Origin of the sequence: Photobacterium leiognathi, assembly GCF_030685535.1 — a bacterium.
GTDB classification, from domain to species: domain Bacteria; phylum Pseudomonadota; class Gammaproteobacteria; order Enterobacterales; family Vibrionaceae; genus Photobacterium; species Photobacterium leiognathi.
The window spans coordinates 1,058,018-1,076,640 of record NZ_CP131601.1; the positions used below are offsets into that span (position 1 = coordinate 1,058,018).

Genomic DNA, 18,623 nt, shown 5'->3' on the forward strand with positions numbered 1-18,623 from the left:
CAGCGATTAATAAAAAACCGAGCGAGATGCTCGGTTTTTTTATATCTGAAATTTATGCGCTCTTTAGTGCAATCGTTGGTGGCTTAATGCCATTACGCGCAAACTCTTCCATTACACGCAAAGTAATGTCGGTTTCAAATAGCTTTTCATACTTAGTATCAACCACATAGGCCTTACAGGTCAGCATGATAGCTAAATAGTTATCCGTAATAGTTTGCTTCACCAATACTGTTACAGGCTTTGGTAAGTGAATGTAACGGCTTGATGATGCGGCTTCTTGGATCAAATCACGAGCAAGGCGAATGTCTTGATCCATGCTGATGTAAAACGGTATTACTACCTGCATATCTAACGCACCATAGTTACCACTCACCGTCACTTCACTTAAGAATTTGTTGTTCGGGATAGTGATAATATCATCGGTCAGTGTGCGCATACGTACGGAACGTAAACCGATCGTAATAATGTCACCATAGTTACCTTCAAAGGTCACGCGATCACCGACTTGGAACGGACGGTCAATCATTACTGTTAAACCTGCAATGAATGAGGCGGCCAAGTCTTTTAAGGCGAAACCTACCGATACCGCAATCGTACCGCCAATTAGCGCGAGAATACGATCATCGACACGGAAACTCATCATAAATACGGCGATACCTGTCGACATATAAATGAAGAATTGGAAGAAAGATTGCAGCTTTTGTAGCAGCATTCGACGTTGAGCAAACTGGCTACTAATACCGTCTACCACCGATTGGATAAAACGTAAAAATAGCCATGCAGCACTAACAGTTAAGACTGAAAATAATACGCCACTCCAACGGATCAAGCTTGCAAACTGTTGAAAGCTTTCGATGTTTGGCATGTCATCGGCAAATACTGCTGGAGAAAAACTAAGCAGTAGTACACTGAATAAAAACAATAAACGCTTCATTTATTTCACCAATAAGTGCTGACGGTGGAGGACATTAGTAATATGACGGAACCAGTGATCAGACACTTTTGCCTTATCATCAGACCATTCAATAAAACCACGGCTTTGGAAATAACGCAGGGTACCGATCACTTCAGAAATACTCAGCTGGGTACACTCTGATAGCTCTTTAGGTGAAGCGACTTCCAATTGAACGATAGAGCGTAATACCGCCAACATTGGTTTTGGCATTTGCTCCAGATCGTCAGATTGTGGTGCTTTAAATAAACGTACCAGCACTTTGTTTGTTTCTTTATCGCGTTGAAGTGAGAAACGGAAAAAGCGCACTGCAACCGTTGGGTTACCGTCAGAGTAGTCCCATAAAATACGGAAGAAGCCACGTTGTGCGCGCTCTTCTTCGGTAATATCATCTTCATCCCACTGGCGAGGCAGCACTAAGCCTTCAAAACTAATGGCGTATTCACCTTCTGATGAAATACGTGTTTTTAGAAGATCTCCGATTTGTTGTTCGCTCCAGCGTGGCATAAATGTGACTAAATCAAACAATAAACGCTCGCCACGGGCACGATCGACAAAACGCCAGCATGATTTTTCAATCGCAAATAGTGCGCGGTGGCTCTTTCGACTACGACGCATTAAATCAGTGATCTTCATTAAATCGTTCAAGCCACCCACTTTCGGGGTCACTAAGCGTTGGGCGTTATCAATGGCGAATAAATACGTTTCTTCACTACTACGTAAGAAATCGAGGATCGTTGCTTCATCACTGTTTGCGGCTAAGCCAAGTTCAGTGGCTAATTGTTGCAATAGCTCTGAATAGCCATCGTATGGACAGTTAATGTAAATCGGTGTTGCGTTCTTTACTTTATGTAATAAGCGGCGAAGTAGGGTTGTTGTACCTACGCCACGTTCACCTGATACCACACAAACCGCAGGCTTATCCGTTAATAAGTAACCTGATAGTTGCTTAATTTCATCAAGGGCATAGTCTTCAATAATCGGGCTATCATCACTACCTGGGATAACATAATCGTACGTAGCAGCACCTTTAATACGTACCATGTTTAACTGTTCACGCGCCGTTTCTGTTTGCTTGGCAACTTCAATACGGAATAAGTACGCTAAGGCATGACGGAAGAAAATGTACTTAGATAAATTCGCCACCAATGTGTGTTGGAAACGGCGTAATGTTAGCCATGCTGCACCTAGTGCTGTCGCTGGGATAGATAGTAAGAATTTATTTTTATGATTAACCGCCCACTTAATGGAGATAGGCATGTGTGGGGCATCTTCAAGACGCTTGAACACAATGTGTCGCCAACGGCGAAGTGTCACTAACGTTAGTAAAATAAAGCCAAAGAAAATTACTGACCAAATCCATGCGTAAATCGTACCTTGACCTAATGTACGCGCAGAGATCTGCAAAATTACGCCTGCTGCAATAAAGCCCCATACGTATTGACGAATGGTGGATAGGCGTAGCGCGACTACTTCGGCATCACTGTTATTGATACTGTTACGACGTGCGAACTCAAGAATAAAGCGAACAGCAATTGAGCCACCTAGGATCCACCAAGTGAAGATCTCTAAGTAAATTAAGTGATGCAAGCTCGGTAATTGAGAAACAATGCGTAGCGATAACGTGATTGCAATTAACCAACCAATCGGACGATGTGCACGGCTGATATACCAAATAGCACGGAAAATCAGATTAGGATGTGGATTGTTTTCTAATTGTGTTTCGCGGAAATGTTCAATTAAACGTGCACTGTTACGCTGCCACCAGAATAGCAGGAATAAAATACCGCAAACTTTTAGTGCCACCATTAACACAGGGACAGGCGAGATCCACATATCTTGTAGTAACCCTTGGAAACTACGTAGTTGGTATAGCGCCATATACCGCAAGTTAAGTGCAGTAATAGACAGCTCTAATTTGAACTGCTGGACACCAAATGGACCAAAACCTGTTATTTTGTCTTGAATGGCTGATGAGCTTAGATCAAGTAAACGTTCTTTATCTTGGCTAATACTGAGCAGTGAGCTGTAAACAGAAGACAGCTTCTTCCATGCTTGTTCTTTATCATCACTTTTATGATAAGCCGTCAATGCTGCTGCAAGTAATTTACGGTGCTGCGCCTGTTGTGACAGGGTTTTTGATAGCAGTGAATTAACTTTTCGAACATCATTTTTAGTAAATAAATGCTGATCGGGCAGCGCATCAATCGCGGTATGAATTTTCGTCGCAGCTGGCGTTAATTCCGGCTGATTATTATCAAAAAGCGTTAAGCTGGCTGAAGCTGGCGTACTGAAGAACAGTATCAAGCTACAGAGTAATGAATATATGGTTAATCGCATTAATCTTTACTATTTCCCAAATGATGAAGATAAATGTAGACCATATAAGACTATGATCTGATTGATGTTATAAAAACAAGGTTCAGATCACGTCTTATAGATCAAATGGTTAATGTGAAAGCCATTAGATATGGCTAGTGACAATAAAACTAAATTTGCTCCGGTAACTGTGTACCGCATTTCTTACAGTAATCGGCATCCAGTTCATGTCCGCTGGTAGCACAGTTTGGGCAGCGCCTTAAGTTACGCGTCGTTTTCATTTCTTGGTTAATTTCAGCGGTTAAAATACGCGTAGGTACTGCCAAGATGGAGTAACCAAGCAACATGGTGAGTGAGGCGAGTGCTTTACCCATAACGGTTTGCGGCACGATATCGCCATAACCGACTGTCGTAATGGTGACAATTGCCCAATAAATACTTTTTGGGATACTGGTAAAGCCATTTTCAGGACCTTCAATTAAGAACATCAAAGAGCCAAATACTGTAACCAGAATTAATACCGAGCTAAAGAAAACAAATATCTTGCGTTGAGCATGACGTAATGAACGCAAAAGGATATTGGAATCTTGTAAGAATCGCGCCAGTTTTAGAACACGGAAAATACGTAGTACACGGATCAAACGAACAATTAATAAGTAGTTTGAACCAGGAATAAAGAATGAAATATAAGCCGGGACAATAGCAATTAAGTCAATAATGCCATAGAAACTACGGGCGTAAGCAAGCGGTCTTGGCGAACAATATAGACGTAAAACATATTCAATTGTAAACAGAATCGTAAAGAACCATTCTGCCCCGAGTAAGGCGGTCGAGAATTTTGACTCGATACTTGAGACTGATGAAATGATCAGAATGAGTTCAGAGCTGATGATGGCAATGATTAAGCCAATATCGAATAGTTGTCCAGCACGAGTCGAAGTGCCAAAAATGATTTGGTAAAGGCGTTGTCTTGGTGTCAGTTTAATCATAATAGGGAGTCGGTTGATGAAATACTTAAGCCAATGTCTTTTTATTTTGTATGGCGTATTAAACAGCAGGCTAGTATAGCAAAATTAGATAGGACTATATGAGTAAATGACGTTGAGAAAGGCTGAGAAATGAAAAGTCCCGGAAATTCCGAGACTTTATCTTTAATTATTAACTTTTTTTAGTGATGTAATGGTGCGATTAAGCTTATACCAAGCCAGGTAACATCACTTTCAAGCCGTTAATGATAAATTCGATACCTAGAGCAGCAAGGATCAAACCCATAATACGCGTGATCACGTTAATGCCTGTTTGACCAAGGAAACGTACAATCAGAGGTGCTGAGCGGAACAGTAACCAACAGCCAAAAGCAAACACAACAATAGTAATAGCGATACCAATTGTCGACGTCATACCTGGGTATTTTGAACCGTAAACAATCGTTGAACTGATAGCACCAGGTCCAGCCATTAACGGCATTGCAAGTGGCACTACACCAACTTGTTCACGGATCGCAGATTCTGATTTCTCTTCTTTATTCTGTTTCACCTCACCAATCTTACCGCTCATCATCGAAAAGGCGATGCTAAGCAGTAGCAAACCACCAGCTACGCGGAAAGAGTCTATAGAAATACTAAATAAATCCAGCAAGTGCTGACCAGCAATCAAGGCGACGACCAAAATAATGGCGACAGCAACGTTGGTGGTAAGGGCGGTTTTATTTCGCTCTTCAGGTGTCATAGATCCTGTTAATGAAACAAAAACAGGCATGATCCCAACTGGGTTAACGGTCGCAAAAAGACCGACCAAAAAATGTAAAAATATTCCTATTTCAATGGCTTGCATGATTTTCTCTGTTGTTTGGCGCTAAGTGTAAGTCGTTAGAGATGTGTGAATGAATACACTTGATCTCTGCGTTAAATGGCCTCGTATATAAGGCATAGTTAATGGTTTCATCTTCAATCTGTAGTTAATTAGGCTTTGTGCTTTTAGGTAGTTAGCACAAATAAATACAAAGATTGCATATAGTTGATATTTTAATCTAAAACGTTTGCGTTAACTATAAATGAAGTGTTGATATTTATAAAAAAATAGGATTATTACTTCGGTTTGTTAATATTCTTTCATTCTTCAAAATATCTACTACTCTGGTTGATCAAGTTGCTTATCTATTAATGATTCAATATTGACCAATTGTCATATAAAAAGGTGATAACTATCACAACTGGGTGAATATGGGACTAGTAAATGTATTTTTATTACGTAATATTTCGTCTTGTGAAATAAGTGATGTAAATCTCGTTTGTATGAAATATTGATGAAAACACTTATATTACTTTATAAAGGGTTGATTTTTGTTCGATTTAAGTAAATTCCAGCATTAATTGAACATGTGGATTAATAGTGATCTAAATCAAATCTTTTTAAAATATGACTAAATATAATCAGTTTTGAAAGCAATTTACTAAGTATGTGTTTTCTTGACCTGAGAGGGTGAAGAAAGAAAGGAATCAAGCCGTATCCTTACTAAAAAGTTTTCAATCTTAAGGTAGGAGTCTACTATGCCTGTTACAAATATGACTGAACTAGATGCAATGGTTGCACGCGTTAAAGCAGCTCAGAAAGAGTTCGCTACTTACTCTCAAGAGCAAGTGGATAAGATTTTCCGCGCAGCATCTCTTGCAGCTAACAATGCTCGTATTCCTCTAGCTCAGCAAGCCGTTGCTGAATCTGGCATGGGTATCATCGAAGACAAGGTTATTAAAAACCACTTCGCTTCTGAATTTATCTACAACAAATACAAAGACGAAAAGACTTGCGGTATCTTGGAAGAGAACGATGAGTTCGGCACCATGACTATTGCAGAGCCTGTAGGTATTATTTGTGGTATCGTTCCAACGACTAACCCAACATCTACAGCTATTTTCAAATCTTTAATCTCTCTTAAAACACGTAACGCGATTATCTTCTCGCCACACCCACGTGCTAAAGACTCAACTAACGCTGCTGCAAAATTAGTACTAGATGCTGCTGTTGCTGCAGGCGCACCAAAAGACATCATCGGCTGGATCGATCAACCATCAGTTGAACTATCTAATGCGCTAATGAAGCACGATGACATCAACCTTATCCTTGCTACTGGTGGTCCAGGCATGGTTAAAGCGGCTTACTCTTCAGGTAAACCAGCTATCGGTGTAGGTGCAGGTAACGTTCCAGTTGTTATCGACGAAACTGCAGACATCAAACGTGCAGTAGCATCTGTGCTTATGTCTAAAACATTCGACAACGGTGTAGTGTGTGCTTCTGAGCAAGCAGTTATCGTTATGGATGAAGTGTATGACGAAGTGAAAGAGCGTTTTGCTTCTCACAACGGTTACGTTTTATCTAAAGAAGAAGCAGATAAAGTACGTAAAGTGCTACTAATCAACGGTAACCTAAATGCGGATATCGTAGGTCAACCTGCAACTAAGATCGCTGCAATGGCTGGCGTAACAGTTCCTGCTAACACTAAGATCCTAATCGGTGAAGGTGTTCAAGTTTCTGCTGATGACGAATTTGCACACGAGAAACTATCTCCAACACTAGGTATGTTCCGTGCGTCATCTTTCGAAAACGCAGTAGACCAAGCAGTAACTATGGTTGAAATTGGTGGTATCGGTCACACATCTGGCCTATACACAAACCAAGACGTTAACGCTGACCGTATCAAGTACTTCGGTGACCGTCTAAAAACTGCACGTATTCTTGTAAACATCCCAACTACTCACGGTGGTATCGGTGATCTTTACAACTTCAACGTTGCACCGTCTCTAACTCTAGGTTGTGGTTCATGGGGTGGTAACTCTATCTCTGAGAACGTAGGTCCTAAGCACCTTATCAACAAGAAGACAGTAGCGAAGCGAGCTGAGAATATGTTGTGGCATAAACTACCTAAATCAATCTACTTCCGTCGTGGTAGCCTTCCAATCGCTCTTAGCGACCTAGAAGGTAAGAAGCGTGCATTCCTAGTAACTGACCGTTTCCTATTCAACAACGGTTACGCTGATGAAGTAGTTAGCCTACTTAAAGCTAACGGTATGGAAGTACAAACATTCTTTGATGTTGAAGCTGACCCAACACTGTCTGTTGTTGAGAAAGGCGCTGAAGCAATGAAGAGCTTCCAACCTGACGTGATTCTTGCTCTTGGTGGTGGTTCACCAATGGATGCTGCGAAAATCATGTGGGTTCTTTACGAGCACCCAGAAACAGCATTCGAAGAACTAGCGATGCGCTTTATGGACATCCGTAAACGTATTTACAAGTTCCCTAAAATGGGTAAGAAAGCTGAACTAGTATGTATCACTACTACATCTGGTACAGGTTCTGAAGTAACACCATTTGCAGTTGTAACTGACGATAAAACAGGTGCTAAGTACCCACTAGCGGACTACGAACTAACGCCTCAAATGGCAATCGTTGATGCTAACTTAGTAATGAACATGCCTAAGTCTCTAACAGCGTTTGGTGGTTACGATGCCGTAACTCACGCACTAGAAGCTTACGTATCTGTTCTTGCTAACGAATACTCTGACGGTCAGGCACTACAAGCACTTAAGATGCTAAAAGAGTACCTTCCTTCAAGCTACGCGAACGGTGCGAATGACCCAATCGCTCGTGAGAAAGTACACAATGCGGCAACTATCGCTGGTATCGCGTTTGCAAACGCATTCCTAGGTGTGTGTCACTCAATGGCTCACAAACTAGGTGCTGAATTCCACATTCCGCACGGTCTAGCGAACGCACTATTGATTGCTAACGTGGTTCGTTACAACGCTAACGATAACCCAACGAAGCAAACAGCATTCTCTCAGTACGACCGTCCACAAGCACGTCGTCGCTACGCAGAAGTTGCTGAGCACCTAGGTCTAACGCAAGAAGGCGACCGTACAGCACAGAAAATTGAGCGTCTACTAGCATGGCTAGAAGAGCTAAAAGTTAACCTACAGATCCCAATGTCTATCCAAGAAGCGGGTGTGGCTGAAGCTGACTTCCTAGCGAAGATTGACGAGCTATCTGTAGAAGCGTTCGATGACCAATGTACTGGTGCGAACCCTCGTTACCCTCTAATTTCTGAGCTAAAAGAAGTACTTCTAGCGTCTTACTACGGTAAAGCATTCGTTGAAGGTGAAACTTTCGAAGGCACTACAGTAATTAAGAAGTCTGAGCCAGTTGCTGAGAAACCAGCAAAAGGTAAGAAAGAAAAAGCAAAAGCTTAATCTTTTAAAGATAAATGAAAAGCCCGCTAACTAGCGGGCTTTTTTCTTTTCTGCGTTTTTGTTTGCCGTATAAGCTGGATAAAAAGAAATACAGCTAAACCTAAATCTCTAACCTTCTAGGCGTGCTGTATTCCTATTATTAAACTGAATGATTAGATAGCAGATTCTGCCTCTAAAACCCTGCCATTAAACGATTCATTGCGGATCATATACTCAATACTACTGACAATCTCGTTGAGTAAAGCTGCATGAATTGGTGTGTTTCTGTTTGTGTCTGATGGTGAATCAATAGGGAATATCCCACCAACACGAATATTCATATCTGCTAACTCTTTTGACCAACTTTGGGTTAAGCCTTGAATAACACATTTACAGGTATTCGGTAATTGTGGCTGATGGTGTGACTGTGTACTTGCTAAGTTAATAATGAGTGCTTATTGCTTATGATGCTGCATAAATGAAATTGCAACCTTACCAAAGGCAAAGAAAGTCGTTGCACCGCTGCACATTACCTTAGTGAAGTCAGTTATCGCATTAGGATCTAACAGATTTGGAATATCCGCACTTTCTGCCTATGAATTAATGAGAATATTAAAACGCCCAAATCTTCGATAAATAGAGGTGAAAACCTGCTTTATTGTCTCTTGCTGTGTGTTTTCTAAATGAAAAAACTCAACGTCAGGGTGGCTGTAAATGCAGCCTTTATACGTAGTATGTAAAGCATTAAGGTTTGTATCAATGAGTGCGATTTTAGCGCCTAGAGAGGCGAAATGATGCGCAACTTTTCTCCCAATAGGAGAACCTGCCGCAGTAATGACTATAACGGATTCTTTAATATGCATAACGTTATCATCCAAGATCACTTATACCAAAATACACGCTGCACATATATTTGATGCAAGTGTATAAAACTACAGATATACGTAATCGGTAGCTAATTATTATGGTAGTCAATGACTAAACAATAGAATAATTAGATATGCTAGTATTTGACTATGTTCACGAAGATGCGTATTTGGTATGAGTACAGTGTTGAATATTTTGGTTTTTGTGCACTAGAGCAGGCTAGGCTGCGTGATAAAGCTCTGAGGTGCGCTTGGCATGGATCAACGACGCATACAAATTTTGTGGAGAGGCAGAAATTGGACGAGGCTCTTCTGGCGGCAGTTTACGACGCTCATGTACAGAGAGATTATGGAAAATATCTTCGGGTAAGCCTTTGGTGTTTTCCACTGGAAAAGTCAGAGCCGTTGGTTGTAGCCCTTGTAGCAAACGGGTGCTAACAATGCTGGCTTCGTGGAATGCTTTCGCTTGTTCAGCAGAGCGTTGATAGCAGTGCTCTGATGTTGTTAGAGGCTGTGGTGTCGGTAGCTCAAAATAAGCGCGAAGTTGTTGCTCTGATTGAACAGGCGCTTGGTCGGTGTCTTGTGGGGTGCTTTCCATTAACTCTGAAGATAATAATGCCAGCATTAATGAGAAATCAGCACGACGACCAGATTCAACTGCATGGTTGAGCCCTGTGCCAAGCTGGATTTCATTAATCAGCATATTGTCTAAAGAAATGGATTGCATTGCTTATCGCCTAAATGTTCTCAGTATTTCTTATATCGACACTGGTAGTAAAAGCTTTAATGTTTTATGCAATTTAATAATAAAAAGCCCCATCCGAAGATAGGGCTTTACAACGTTAAACTAGTAAATTCGCTTAGAACTCAGGCTTAACCCCAAATTGATGTGCCGCATAAGCAACACGCTCTTCTGGTGATGGAGTATGTGCAGTGGTACCCATGCTTTCAATATGGCGAAGGCGAGGTAACAAACCACAACCATTAGCAATTTGAATCGCAAGACCTGGACGGGCATTTAGCTCAAGAACCATCGGTCCTTTTACTTTATCCAATACCATGTCTGTACCCATGTAGCCCAAACCTGTCATTTCCCATGCACTTGCAGCAAGGGTTAACAGTTTGTCCCAGTTAGGTACTTGAAGCTCACTAAGTAAGCGATCAGTATCTGGATGGCGTTCAATAGGTTGGTTAAATTGCACTGCACGTATTGCTTTGCCTGATGCGATATCAATACCCACACCAACAGCACCTTGGTGCAAGTTTGCTTTACCGTCAGATGCTGATGTTGAACAACGCATCATTGCCATCACAGGGTAGCCTTTAAATACGATAACACGTACATCTGGCACACCTTCAAAGCTAAAGCCGTCAAAAACATCATCGAATTGAATCAAGTTTTCGACCATGGCAACGTCATTCTTACCACCAAGCGAAAACAGTCCAGCTAGGGTATTGGTAATATGACGCTCAACATCTTGTTTGTTAATTTCAGCGCCAGACGGTTTTACGTAAATCCCGTCTTTGTGCTTAACAATAACTAAGATGCCTTTACCGCCAGAGCCTTGCGCAGGCTTAATTACAAAGCCAGGCCAGTCTTTGACCATATCATGAATGTTCTTCACTGAACCTTGGCTATCGATAACACCGATCAAATCAGGAACGGTTGCACCAGCTTGTTGAGCGATAAATTTTGTTTTCAACTTATCATCAACAAGGGGATAACGGCTGCGATCATTATAGCGACCAATGTAGCTATGATTACGCTTGTTCATCCCCATGATGCCACGTTCTTTCAGCTTGCTTGGTGAAGTAAAACGTGAAAATAAATTCATCGATTAGTCCTCAGTCAGCGGCTTAAAACGACGAAGTTCACTTAAACGATAACCTGTGTAGTTACCTAGCATTAGGATGGCAGCTAGAATGATGAACTGCACACCAATAAAGTTAAATGTTAGGTGACGGATCATTGGGTTCGTCATTGCAAGGTACACAAGGATCGCTGTCAGTAGTGAGCCACCACCTTGTACGAAGACTTCTTTTGCACCTTCTTCTTCCCATAGGATAGACATACGTTCGATAGTCCATGACAAGATGATCATAGGGAAGAAGGTAATGGTTAGACCTTCAACAAGACCAATCTTAAATGCCACCACGGTGAAGATAGAAATGATCAATATTACCGTTATTATCACCGCGGATATCCGCGAGACTAAGAGTAAGTTCAGTTTCGATAAGTAGCTACGGATGATCAAACCCGTACCGACAATCAATAGGAAACCGACAATGCCGGTTAATAGCTGAGTTTGTACAAACGCTACGGCAATCAGTACAGGCATGAAGGTACCAGAGGTTTTCAAGCCAACGATTACACGTAGGAATACCACAATTAACGCACCGATTGGCACAAGCATGATGGTTTTAAACATCGCTTGCTCTTCAAGTGGTAAAGAGTGGATGGAGAAGTTTAATAAATCTTCAGCTTTAATCTTCTCTTCTGTTGCACGTTGTGGCGTGATGTCCTGAGCAATAATCGAGAAGCTAATGTTTGAGTTACGACCACCAACAACGTCTAGCATTGCGCTGCCTTGTTGGTTCCAGATCATCACATCCGATGGCTTGCCTTCTTCACCTGTGGTTAGGTTAAACAGTTTCCAGCTATCGTTGTCCCAAACTTCAACCATTGGCATCACAGTTTGACGACGACGACCATCTTCCAGCGTTAGACCACTTACGATACGAGAATGAATACCTTCAAGAGAAAGTAAGTTCGTGATCGCTTCTTGTGGGCTCATTGAATCAAGTAAAACAGAGGCATTCTGATTTTGCTTATCTTGCAACTGGCGAATAAGCTCACGGGTAAAGGTGGCGTTATTGGCTGATAAATTACGCGCCTGTGTCAAAAGTGCAGTCGCTGCTGTTTGTTGAGGGTTACTCAAGCTAACAGTTTCAGTTTCACCTTTTGGTGGCACTTCTTTATATTGCGCTTGATCATCAACTAATAGCTGAGTCTTGTAGTAAAGCACTTGTTTACCAATGGCAGTACGTGTAGCCCAGTCAGCTTGACGACCTTCTTTGGTATTGTGAATTACTACAGAATAACCTGGAGGTGACGATGTACTTTCATCAATTAGGGTAAAGCCTTCTTGTGTTTCAGGCGTAGCCATCTTCACTTCAACAGGATCACCAACCGCATCGAATTGTACTCGTGCTTCCACTTCCCATACAGCACGTTCTTCACCTGGCGTCCACGGCACACCGTAAACATCATGGCGATACATGCTAAGTCCTAAGCCTGCAATGATCAGCAGAGAAATTAGGATATAAAAAGGTACTCTAGACGTCATGACATCCTCATCAATTATTTGTTAGCGCTGACTGGCTCAGGTTTTGGCTCAGTCTTTCCTTGAACAAATTGCTTGCCAACATCAACAAGTGCGATGTCTTTAAAGAATTCACGACCTAATAAAACAGGGAAGTCCATCTTAGTTCGGTCTGCAAGGGTAAATTGGGCTTTCTCGTGTAAGCTGCCAAGTGTGATCCATGCTTCAATCACTGGACGACGAACCGCTTCTTCTGAAGTCGATTGACGAATACGAACCCAACGAACAATTGGCGCTTCAATCGTTTCAGGCGTAGCCTTATCGTTTTGCGCTTTTTCTGCTGGTGTATCTTCAGCCGAATCGTGGCTTAGATTAAAGCGCACCCATTCTTTGCCATCGCGCTCAAATGTTTGAACGTCAATAGCATTTAAAGAAGATGTTGTTGCGCCAGTATCGACACGAGCTTTAAAGAATGACTTTACAGAATCAATCCAAACCCATTCTTCTTGACCAAGGATCGCTTTACCATTCGCTTGCGTAGGATTCGCTTCAATCTTAGGCTCGACAGGTACACGAACAATTTGCTTTTCAACAATGACTTTAGGTTTTACTAAGCTTTTTTGCTTAATAAATTTTAGATCTTTAGAAATAGACGCTAATTTATTTTCTAGCTCAGCAATATATTGCTGCTGTGAATCCATTCGCGTAGATACAGAATCAAATTTGGTGTTGATGTTCTGTTCTACATTATTGATCGCTGCCATTGTTTCTTGATGATCTTGTGGCTGCGTGGTTGAACACCCTGTCAGTATTACTAATGTTAATAATGGTACGCTGAAGCGAAGCATCATATCTCCTATGTGCATCTATTTTCTAATGTCTACCGTAGTTTACCTTACAAAAAGGGATGCGAACAGCATCCCAGTGTCAGTTACTAGTCAGGATTACGAGCCACTAAAACGGCGCGTTTTGGTGCTGGATATCCTTCGATAGTTTTTGACGGATTTTCTGGATCCAAATATTCCGGAAGAGAATTATTTGTCATCCAATCGGTTGATCTTTGCTCATCAGTTGTCGTGGTATTCTCGTCAACAATACGGACATCAACAAAGCCACATTTTTCCATCCACACCTTTAATGCTTTCGCTGATGGGAAGAAATAAACGTTGTGCATCTGCGCGTAACGGTGAGTCGGAACTAACACGGCATTTTCATCACCATCGATCACCAATGTTTCAAGAATAACCTCACCACCTTTACGTAGTTGGTTTTTCAATTGAATAATGTGATCTAGCGGCGAACGGCGGTGGTACAGCACACCCATACTAAATACGGTATCAAACGCTTTTAGCTCAGGTAGTTGCTCAATACCTAATGGTAGTAAAAATGCGCGGTCATCGTTACCCATTAAGCGCTTAATCGCTTCAAATTGGATTAAGAATAGGTTTGATGGATCAATACCCACAGTCAGTTTTGCACCTTCGCCTAACATGCGCCACATGTGGTAACCGTTACCACAGCCGACATCAAGCACAGTACGACCTTTTAATGGGCTGATGTGAGGTAATACGCGATCCCATTTCCAATCTGAGCGCCATTCAGTATCAATATGAATGTCGTGCATCTTGTATGGACCTTTACGCCATGGGTGAAGCAAACGTAATAGGCTTTCTAAACGCTTTTTCTCACCGTCAGCGATAGGCACTTCATTACGCACGCTCACTTCATTTTTTAAATCAATGATGTCTGGCTTATCGGTTGGAAACTTCTGTAGGGCACGCATCCAACGACCCATATCACCATGCTCACTTTCTTCCCAATCACTTAATTGTTTAGGAAGAGTATTAAGCCATGGACGTAACGTATCGTGTTGTGCAATAAGCTGATAAAAATCAGAAAAACTAAACATATGGAACAAAAAACCTTATTTAATCGCGAACATTGAGCCGAAGTTGAAGCATTGGAACCATACTTCTGAGCTAGAGAAACCAATCTGATTGAAACGCGCTTTATGGGTTTCAATACTGTCAGGACGCATCACGTTTTCAATCGCGCTACGTTTTTGACTGATTTCCAGTTCGCTGTAACCATTCGCTCGTTTAAAATCGTGGTGAAGATCGATCAATAATTCATTCGCACGTTCATCATCGAAAATGTATTTCTCAGAGAGAATTAAAATGCCGCCAGGGCGCAAGCCTTGATAGATTTTCTCTAATAATGCTTGGCGATCTTGTGGGGCAAGAAATTGCAGGGTGAAGTTTAAAACGACCACCGAGGCATCAACAATGTCGACCTCTCGAATATCAGCTTCAATGACTTGTACAGGTGTATCAGAGCGATATGCGTCAACTAATAAGCGACAACGTTCAACCATAGCAGCTGAGTTATCAATTGCTAATATTTCACATCCTTCTTGCTGGATATGACGACGCATAGAGAGAGTGGCTGCACCTAAAGAGCAACCAAGATCGAAGATTTTAGAATGAGGCTTGGCAAAGCGCTCAGCTAACATACCAATGGCTGAAATGATATTGCTGTAACCCGGAACCGAGCGTTGGATCATATCAGGGAAAACTTCAGCTACACGTTCATCAAACGTGAAATCACCCAGTTTTTCAATTGGCGCAGCAAAAATATTGTCGTGGCCTGCCATTTCTCACGAACCTCATAATATATAAAGAACAGGGATCCTTTGTGTGTATTGAGTACCAAACCTTGCTGATACTCAGGCGATCCATCACCTTTGAAAGGTCGCGTATTGTAGAGAAAATAGCAGCATTTGTCTTTAATGTTTTCTGATTAGTTGCTTTATAAGAAATCTCTTCAAGCGAATCCGAAAATAAAAGGAAGTTACTTGGGTATACATGATCACAGTAACGATATTTGCGGTGTAACCATTTCCGTATTTGTTGGCATTGCCAGTTCAGGTAGAGGGCTCAAGCTCGGCTGTGTTTTTGCAATATGTTCACGTAACACGCCATATAACCGACGGGCAGATTCAGGCGCAGCATTGTTATCTGGGGTATGAATGAACAAATACGGTGTTTTACCTTCCGCTATCCACAGCGGTAAACGTTGTAGCCAGTTTTTGAAAAAAGGATCGTTACAAGCATCATCTGGGTGACCAATAAAACGGATCACCGGATTATCAGCGGTAGCAATGGCGTGAACAGGAACGTGAGGCTTCTTCTTTTGCGCATCAATAATCGCGTCAGTGTTTGGTGTGGCTGAAAACACTGGACGGCTATCCATAATGATTCTGTTGCTGCCTTTTTCTAATAGCATTCTATTGAGTGCTTTTTCTTCATCACCTTTGGCAAAAAATGCCGGATGACGCACTTCAACACCCGTCGTGACGTGTTTGGGGAATTGATCGAGAAAAGCATCAAGTAGTGGCAGATCGTTAGGTGCAAAACGGGCAGGGAGTTGGATCATCCAGCAACCTGTTTTTTCTTCAACAGGGGACATGGTATTAAGAAAATCCACCAAACTTTGATTACTGTGACGAAGCTGCTGCTGATGGGTGATGGTTTGAGGAATTTTAAAAGTAAAACGAAACGATTCTGGAGTGGCATCGTTCCAGTTTTTTACTGTTGTCATACTTGGGATGGCATAGAAGGTGGTATTACCTTCCACAGTATGAAAAACCTCAGCATAACGTGATAGGCGGTCGCTATTTTTACAGCCTTGGCCATACAAACTTTGTAGCCAATGATTATGTGACCATTGTGATAAGCCAAGATAAAGCGGCAGTGGTGGATGCATAGGTAAAGACATAGTGTTCGTTAAGGTTAATAAATCAGCAGCAAGACGTTAATGTAAGGTAATTTAGCAGGAAAACAGTGAAATTACTGCGCAAATAGACTAAAGAAATAGGGAAATAAACAGTCATGATCAATTGGTGAGGAATTACGTGGTGATGACTTCGCTTATTGAGGCTGTTTGGGTATAATGCCTCGTTATTTTTGTCTCTCGGCCTTCTTGCTATCCAATTTAGACGATAAATTAGACAGCAAGCGGTCGGGATTGAATTAGCCGACGTTTAGCGTAATCGACCCTAAACGCGGGAATGTAAAGTATATAGATTGGGAATTTCTTATGCGCACCCATTATTGTGGACACCTGAACAAGTCCCTTGCAGGACAAACAGTCGAGCTATGCGGCTGGGTAAACCGTCGTCGTGATTTAGGCGGCCTTATCTTTATTGATATGCGTGATCGCGAAGGTGTGGTTCAGGTTGTTATTGATCCTGATATGTCTGAGATCTTCACACTAGCAAACCAATTACGTAACGAGTTTTGTATTCGTCTAACGGGTGAAGTGCGTGAGCGTCCTGAAAGCCAATGTAATAAAGACATGGCAACGGGTGAAGTTGAACTGTATGCAACTGGCCTTGAAATCATCAACCGTTCAGACGTATTACCTTTAGACTTCAACCAAAAGAACTCTGAAGAGCAACGTCTAAAGTACCGTTACCTAGATCTTCGTCGTCCAGAAATGAGCGATCGCATCAAGCTACGTGCTAAAGCATCAAGCTTTGTTCGTCGTTTCCTAGATGACAATGCATTCCTTGATATCGAAACACCAGTACTAACAAAAGCGACACCAGAAGGTGCACGTGACTACCTAGTACCAAGCCGTGTTCACAAAGGTAACTTCTACGCACTACCACAATCACCACAGCTATTTAAGCAGCTGCTAATGATGTCTGGTTTTGACCGTTACTACCAAATCGTTAAGTGTTTCCGTGATGAAGACTTACGTGCTGACCGTCAGCCTGAATTTACTCAGATCGATATCGAAACGTCTTTCATGACAGCTGAAGAAGTTCGTGCTGTAACTGAAAAGATGATCACTGAAATGTGGAAAGAGATCCTAAATGTTGATCTTGGCACATTCCCAATTATGTCTTTTGAAGAAGCAGCTCGTCGTTTTGGTTCTGATAAGCCAGATCTACGTAACCCACTTGAGTTAGTAGATGTTGCTGACATCGTTAAAGATGTAGATTTCAAAGTATTCTCAGGCCCTGCAAACGACGAGAAAGGTCGTGTAGCAGTTATCCGTGTACCTGGTGGTGCTGAACTAAGCCGTAAGCAAATCGACGAATACACTAAGTTCGTGGGCATCTACGGTGCGAAAGGCCTAGCATGGATGAAAGTGAACGATCGCGCTGCAGGCTTTGAAGGTGTTCAATCGCCTGTTGCTAAGTTCCTTAACGAAGAAGTGGTTGCTAACCTTCTTGAGCGTACTCAAGCAGAATCTGGCGATATCATCCTATTCGGTGCAGACAGCAAGCGTGTTGTAACTGAAGCGATGGGCGCACTTCGTCTGAAACTAGGTGAAGATCTAGGTCTAACAGACAAGTCAGCATGGAAACCACTTTGGGTTGTTGATTTCCCAATGTTCGAAGAGAACGAAGATGGTTCACTATCTGCAATGCACCACCCATTCACTTCACCACTTAACCTAACACCAGAAGAGCTAGCAGCTAACCCTGCAGCAGCGCTATCAAATGCGTACGACATGGTAATTAACGGTTACGAAGTGGGCGGTGGTTCTGTACGTATCCACAACTCTGAAATGCAATCAACTGTGTTCGATATCCTAGGTATTGATGCAGATGAGCAACGCTTGAAGTTTGGCTTCCTACTAGATGCACTTAAGTTCGGTACACCACCACACGCAGGTCTTGCGTTCGGTCTTGACCGTCTTGTAATGCTACTTTGTGGTACAGACAACATCCGTGATGTTATCGCGTTCCCTAAAACAACAGCAGCAGCATGTCTACTAACTGACGCGCCAAGCCTAGCAAACCCAGCAGCACTAGAAGAGCTATCTATTGCCGTTAAGATTGCTAAGAAAGAAGAAGAAGCAAAAGACGCAGAATAATCTGATTTATTTGCTTTAATAAAAGCCGACTATTTATTTGCCTTTTTCATTT

The 18,623-nt window shown here is 42.0% G+C and carries 15 protein-coding genes; 2 read left to right on the forward strand and 13 right to left on the reverse strand.

Annotated elements, in window-relative coordinates:
- Positions 1-52 precede the first annotated feature (52 nt).
- From Q7674_RS12125 to Q7674_RS12140, 4 genes are all read right to left on the reverse strand, one after another.
- Positions 53-934: a mechanosensitive ion channel family protein gene (locus Q7674_RS12125; protein WP_008986594.1), complete on the reverse strand. Its 882-nt coding sequence runs from the start codon at positions 932-934 to the stop codon at positions 53-55.
- Complete coding sequence (locus tag Q7674_RS12130) at positions 935-3,292, reverse strand: AAA family ATPase (protein ID WP_045063966.1); 2,358 nt, start codon at positions 3,290-3,292, stop codon at positions 935-937.
- Positions 3,293-3,441: 149 nt separating this feature from the next.
- Positions 3,442-4,260, reverse strand: a complete 819-nt coding sequence (locus Q7674_RS12135; RefSeq protein ID WP_305423857.1) for an ion transporter — start codon at positions 4,258-4,260, stop codon at positions 3,442-3,444.
- 205 nt (positions 4,261-4,465) lie between these two features.
- A complete protein-coding gene (locus Q7674_RS12140; protein WP_008986597.1) occupies positions 4,466-5,104 on the reverse strand; it encodes a YchE family NAAT transporter in 639 nt (212 codons plus the stop codon).
- A gap of 716 nt (positions 5,105-5,820) precedes the next feature.
- Between Q7674_RS12140 and adhE the strand changes: the two genes are divergently transcribed.
- A complete protein-coding gene (adhE, locus tag Q7674_RS12145) occupies positions 5,821-8,514 on the forward strand; it encodes a bifunctional acetaldehyde-CoA/alcohol dehydrogenase (RefSeq protein WP_045063964.1) in 2,694 nt (897 codons plus the stop codon).
- Between the two features lie 152 nt (positions 8,515-8,666).
- Here adhE and Q7674_RS12150 read toward each other — a convergent pair whose 3' ends face one another.
- From Q7674_RS12150 to Q7674_RS12190, 9 genes are all read right to left on the reverse strand, one after another.
- Entirely contained in the window at positions 8,667-8,834 is a 168-nt protein-coding gene (locus Q7674_RS12150; RefSeq protein WP_305423859.1) for a Rossmann-fold NAD(P)-binding domain-containing protein, read from the reverse strand.
- Between the two features lie 252 nt (positions 8,835-9,086).
- On the reverse strand, positions 9,087-9,356 hold the full coding sequence (locus Q7674_RS12155) for an SDR family NAD(P)-dependent oxidoreductase (protein ID WP_305423861.1): 270 nt from the start codon (positions 9,354-9,356) through the stop codon (positions 9,087-9,089).
- A 223-nt stretch (positions 9,357-9,579) separates the two neighbouring features.
- Positions 9,580-10,086, reverse strand: coding sequence for a VC2046/SO_2500 family protein (locus tag Q7674_RS12160; protein ID WP_008986600.1), 507 nt, complete (start codon positions 10,084-10,086; stop codon positions 9,580-9,582).
- 133 nt (positions 10,087-10,219) lie between these two features.
- The gene (locus Q7674_RS12165) at positions 10,220-11,194 is read right to left on the reverse strand and encodes an alpha-L-glutamate ligase-like protein (protein WP_008986601.1); all 975 of its coding nucleotides are present in this window, start codon (positions 11,192-11,194) and stop codon (positions 10,220-10,222) included.
- Positions 11,195-11,197: 3 nt separating this feature from the next.
- Complete coding sequence (locus tag Q7674_RS12170) at positions 11,198-12,706, reverse strand: inactive transglutaminase family protein (RefSeq protein WP_008986602.1); 1,509 nt, start codon at positions 12,704-12,706, stop codon at positions 11,198-11,200.
- 14 nt (positions 12,707-12,720) lie between these two features.
- Positions 12,721-13,530 carry an ATP-dependent zinc protease family protein gene (locus Q7674_RS12175; protein ID WP_045063962.1) on the reverse strand — a complete coding sequence of 270 codons (810 nt, stop codon included), beginning with the start codon at positions 13,528-13,530 and terminating at the stop codon, positions 12,721-12,723.
- A gap of 86 nt (positions 13,531-13,616) precedes the next feature.
- Positions 13,617-14,591, reverse strand: a complete 975-nt coding sequence (cmoB, locus tag Q7674_RS12180; protein ID WP_008986604.1) for a tRNA 5-methoxyuridine(34)/uridine 5-oxyacetic acid(34) synthase CmoB — start codon at positions 14,589-14,591, stop codon at positions 13,617-13,619.
- Positions 14,592-14,606: 15 nt separating this feature from the next.
- Positions 14,607-15,335 (reverse strand): carboxy-S-adenosyl-L-methionine synthase CmoA, encoded by a 729-nt coding sequence (cmoA, locus tag Q7674_RS12185; protein ID WP_008986605.1) that lies wholly within the window; start codon positions 15,333-15,335, stop codon positions 14,607-14,609.
- A gap of 215 nt (positions 15,336-15,550) precedes the next feature.
- A complete protein-coding gene (locus Q7674_RS12190) occupies positions 15,551-16,459 on the reverse strand; it encodes a DUF72 domain-containing protein (protein WP_045063960.1) in 909 nt (302 codons plus the stop codon).
- 321 nt (positions 16,460-16,780) lie between these two features.
- Between Q7674_RS12190 and aspS the strand changes: the two genes are divergently transcribed.
- A complete protein-coding gene (aspS, locus tag Q7674_RS12195; RefSeq protein ID WP_045063959.1) occupies positions 16,781-18,571 on the forward strand; it encodes an aspartate--tRNA ligase in 1,791 nt (596 codons plus the stop codon).
- Positions 18,572-18,623 lie beyond the last annotated feature (52 nt).

What these genes read in the sequence shown, in the direction of transcription:
- Q7674_RS12130 (WP_045063966.1), bottom strand. Translation starts at nt 3,292, where the DNA reads ATGCGATTAACCATATATTCATTACTCTGTAGCTTGATACTGTTCTTC.
- Q7674_RS12160 (WP_008986600.1), bottom strand. Translation starts at nt 10,086, where the DNA reads ATGCAATCCATTTCTTTAGACAATATGCTGATTAATGAAATCCAGCTT.
- cmoB (WP_008986604.1), bottom strand. Translation starts at nt 14,591, where the DNA reads ATGTTTAGTTTTTCTGATTTTTATCAGCTTATTGCACAACACGATACG.
- Q7674_RS12170 (WP_008986602.1), bottom strand. Translation starts at nt 12,706, where the DNA reads ATGACGTCTAGAGTACCTTTTTATATCCTAATTTCTCTGCTGATCATT.
- Q7674_RS12135 (WP_305423857.1), bottom strand. Translation starts at nt 4,260, where the DNA reads ATGATTAAACTGACACCAAGACAACGCCTTTACCAAATCATTTTTGGC.
- Q7674_RS12175 (WP_045063962.1), bottom strand. Translation starts at nt 13,530, where the DNA reads ATGCTTCGCTTCAGCGTACCATTATTAACATTAGTAATACTGACAGGG.
- Q7674_RS12190 (WP_045063960.1), bottom strand. Translation starts at nt 16,459, where the DNA reads ATGTCTTTACCTATGCATCCACCACTGCCGCTTTATCTTGGCTTATCA.
- Q7674_RS12140 (WP_008986597.1), bottom strand. Translation starts at nt 5,104, where the DNA reads ATGCAAGCCATTGAAATAGGAATATTTTTACATTTTTTGGTCGGTCTT.
- Q7674_RS12165 (WP_008986601.1), bottom strand. Translation starts at nt 11,194, where the DNA reads ATGAATTTATTTTCACGTTTTACTTCACCAAGCAAGCTGAAAGAACGT.
- Q7674_RS12125 (WP_008986594.1), bottom strand. Translation starts at nt 934, where the DNA reads ATGAAGCGTTTATTGTTTTTATTCAGTGTACTACTGCTTAGTTTTTCT.
- aspS (WP_045063959.1), top strand. Translation starts at nt 16,781, where the DNA reads ATGCGCACCCATTATTGTGGACACCTGAACAAGTCCCTTGCAGGACAA.
- adhE (WP_045063964.1), top strand. Translation starts at nt 5,821, where the DNA reads ATGCCTGTTACAAATATGACTGAACTAGATGCAATGGTTGCACGCGTT.
- Q7674_RS12155 (WP_305423861.1), bottom strand. Translation starts at nt 9,356, where the DNA reads ATGCATATTAAAGAATCCGTTATAGTCATTACTGCGGCAGGTTCTCCT.
- cmoA (WP_008986605.1), bottom strand. Translation starts at nt 15,335, where the DNA reads ATGGCAGGCCACGACAATATTTTTGCTGCGCCAATTGAAAAACTGGGT.
- Q7674_RS12150 (WP_305423859.1), bottom strand. Translation starts at nt 8,834, where the DNA reads ATGAATATTCGTGTTGGTGGGATATTCCCTATTGATTCACCATCAGAC.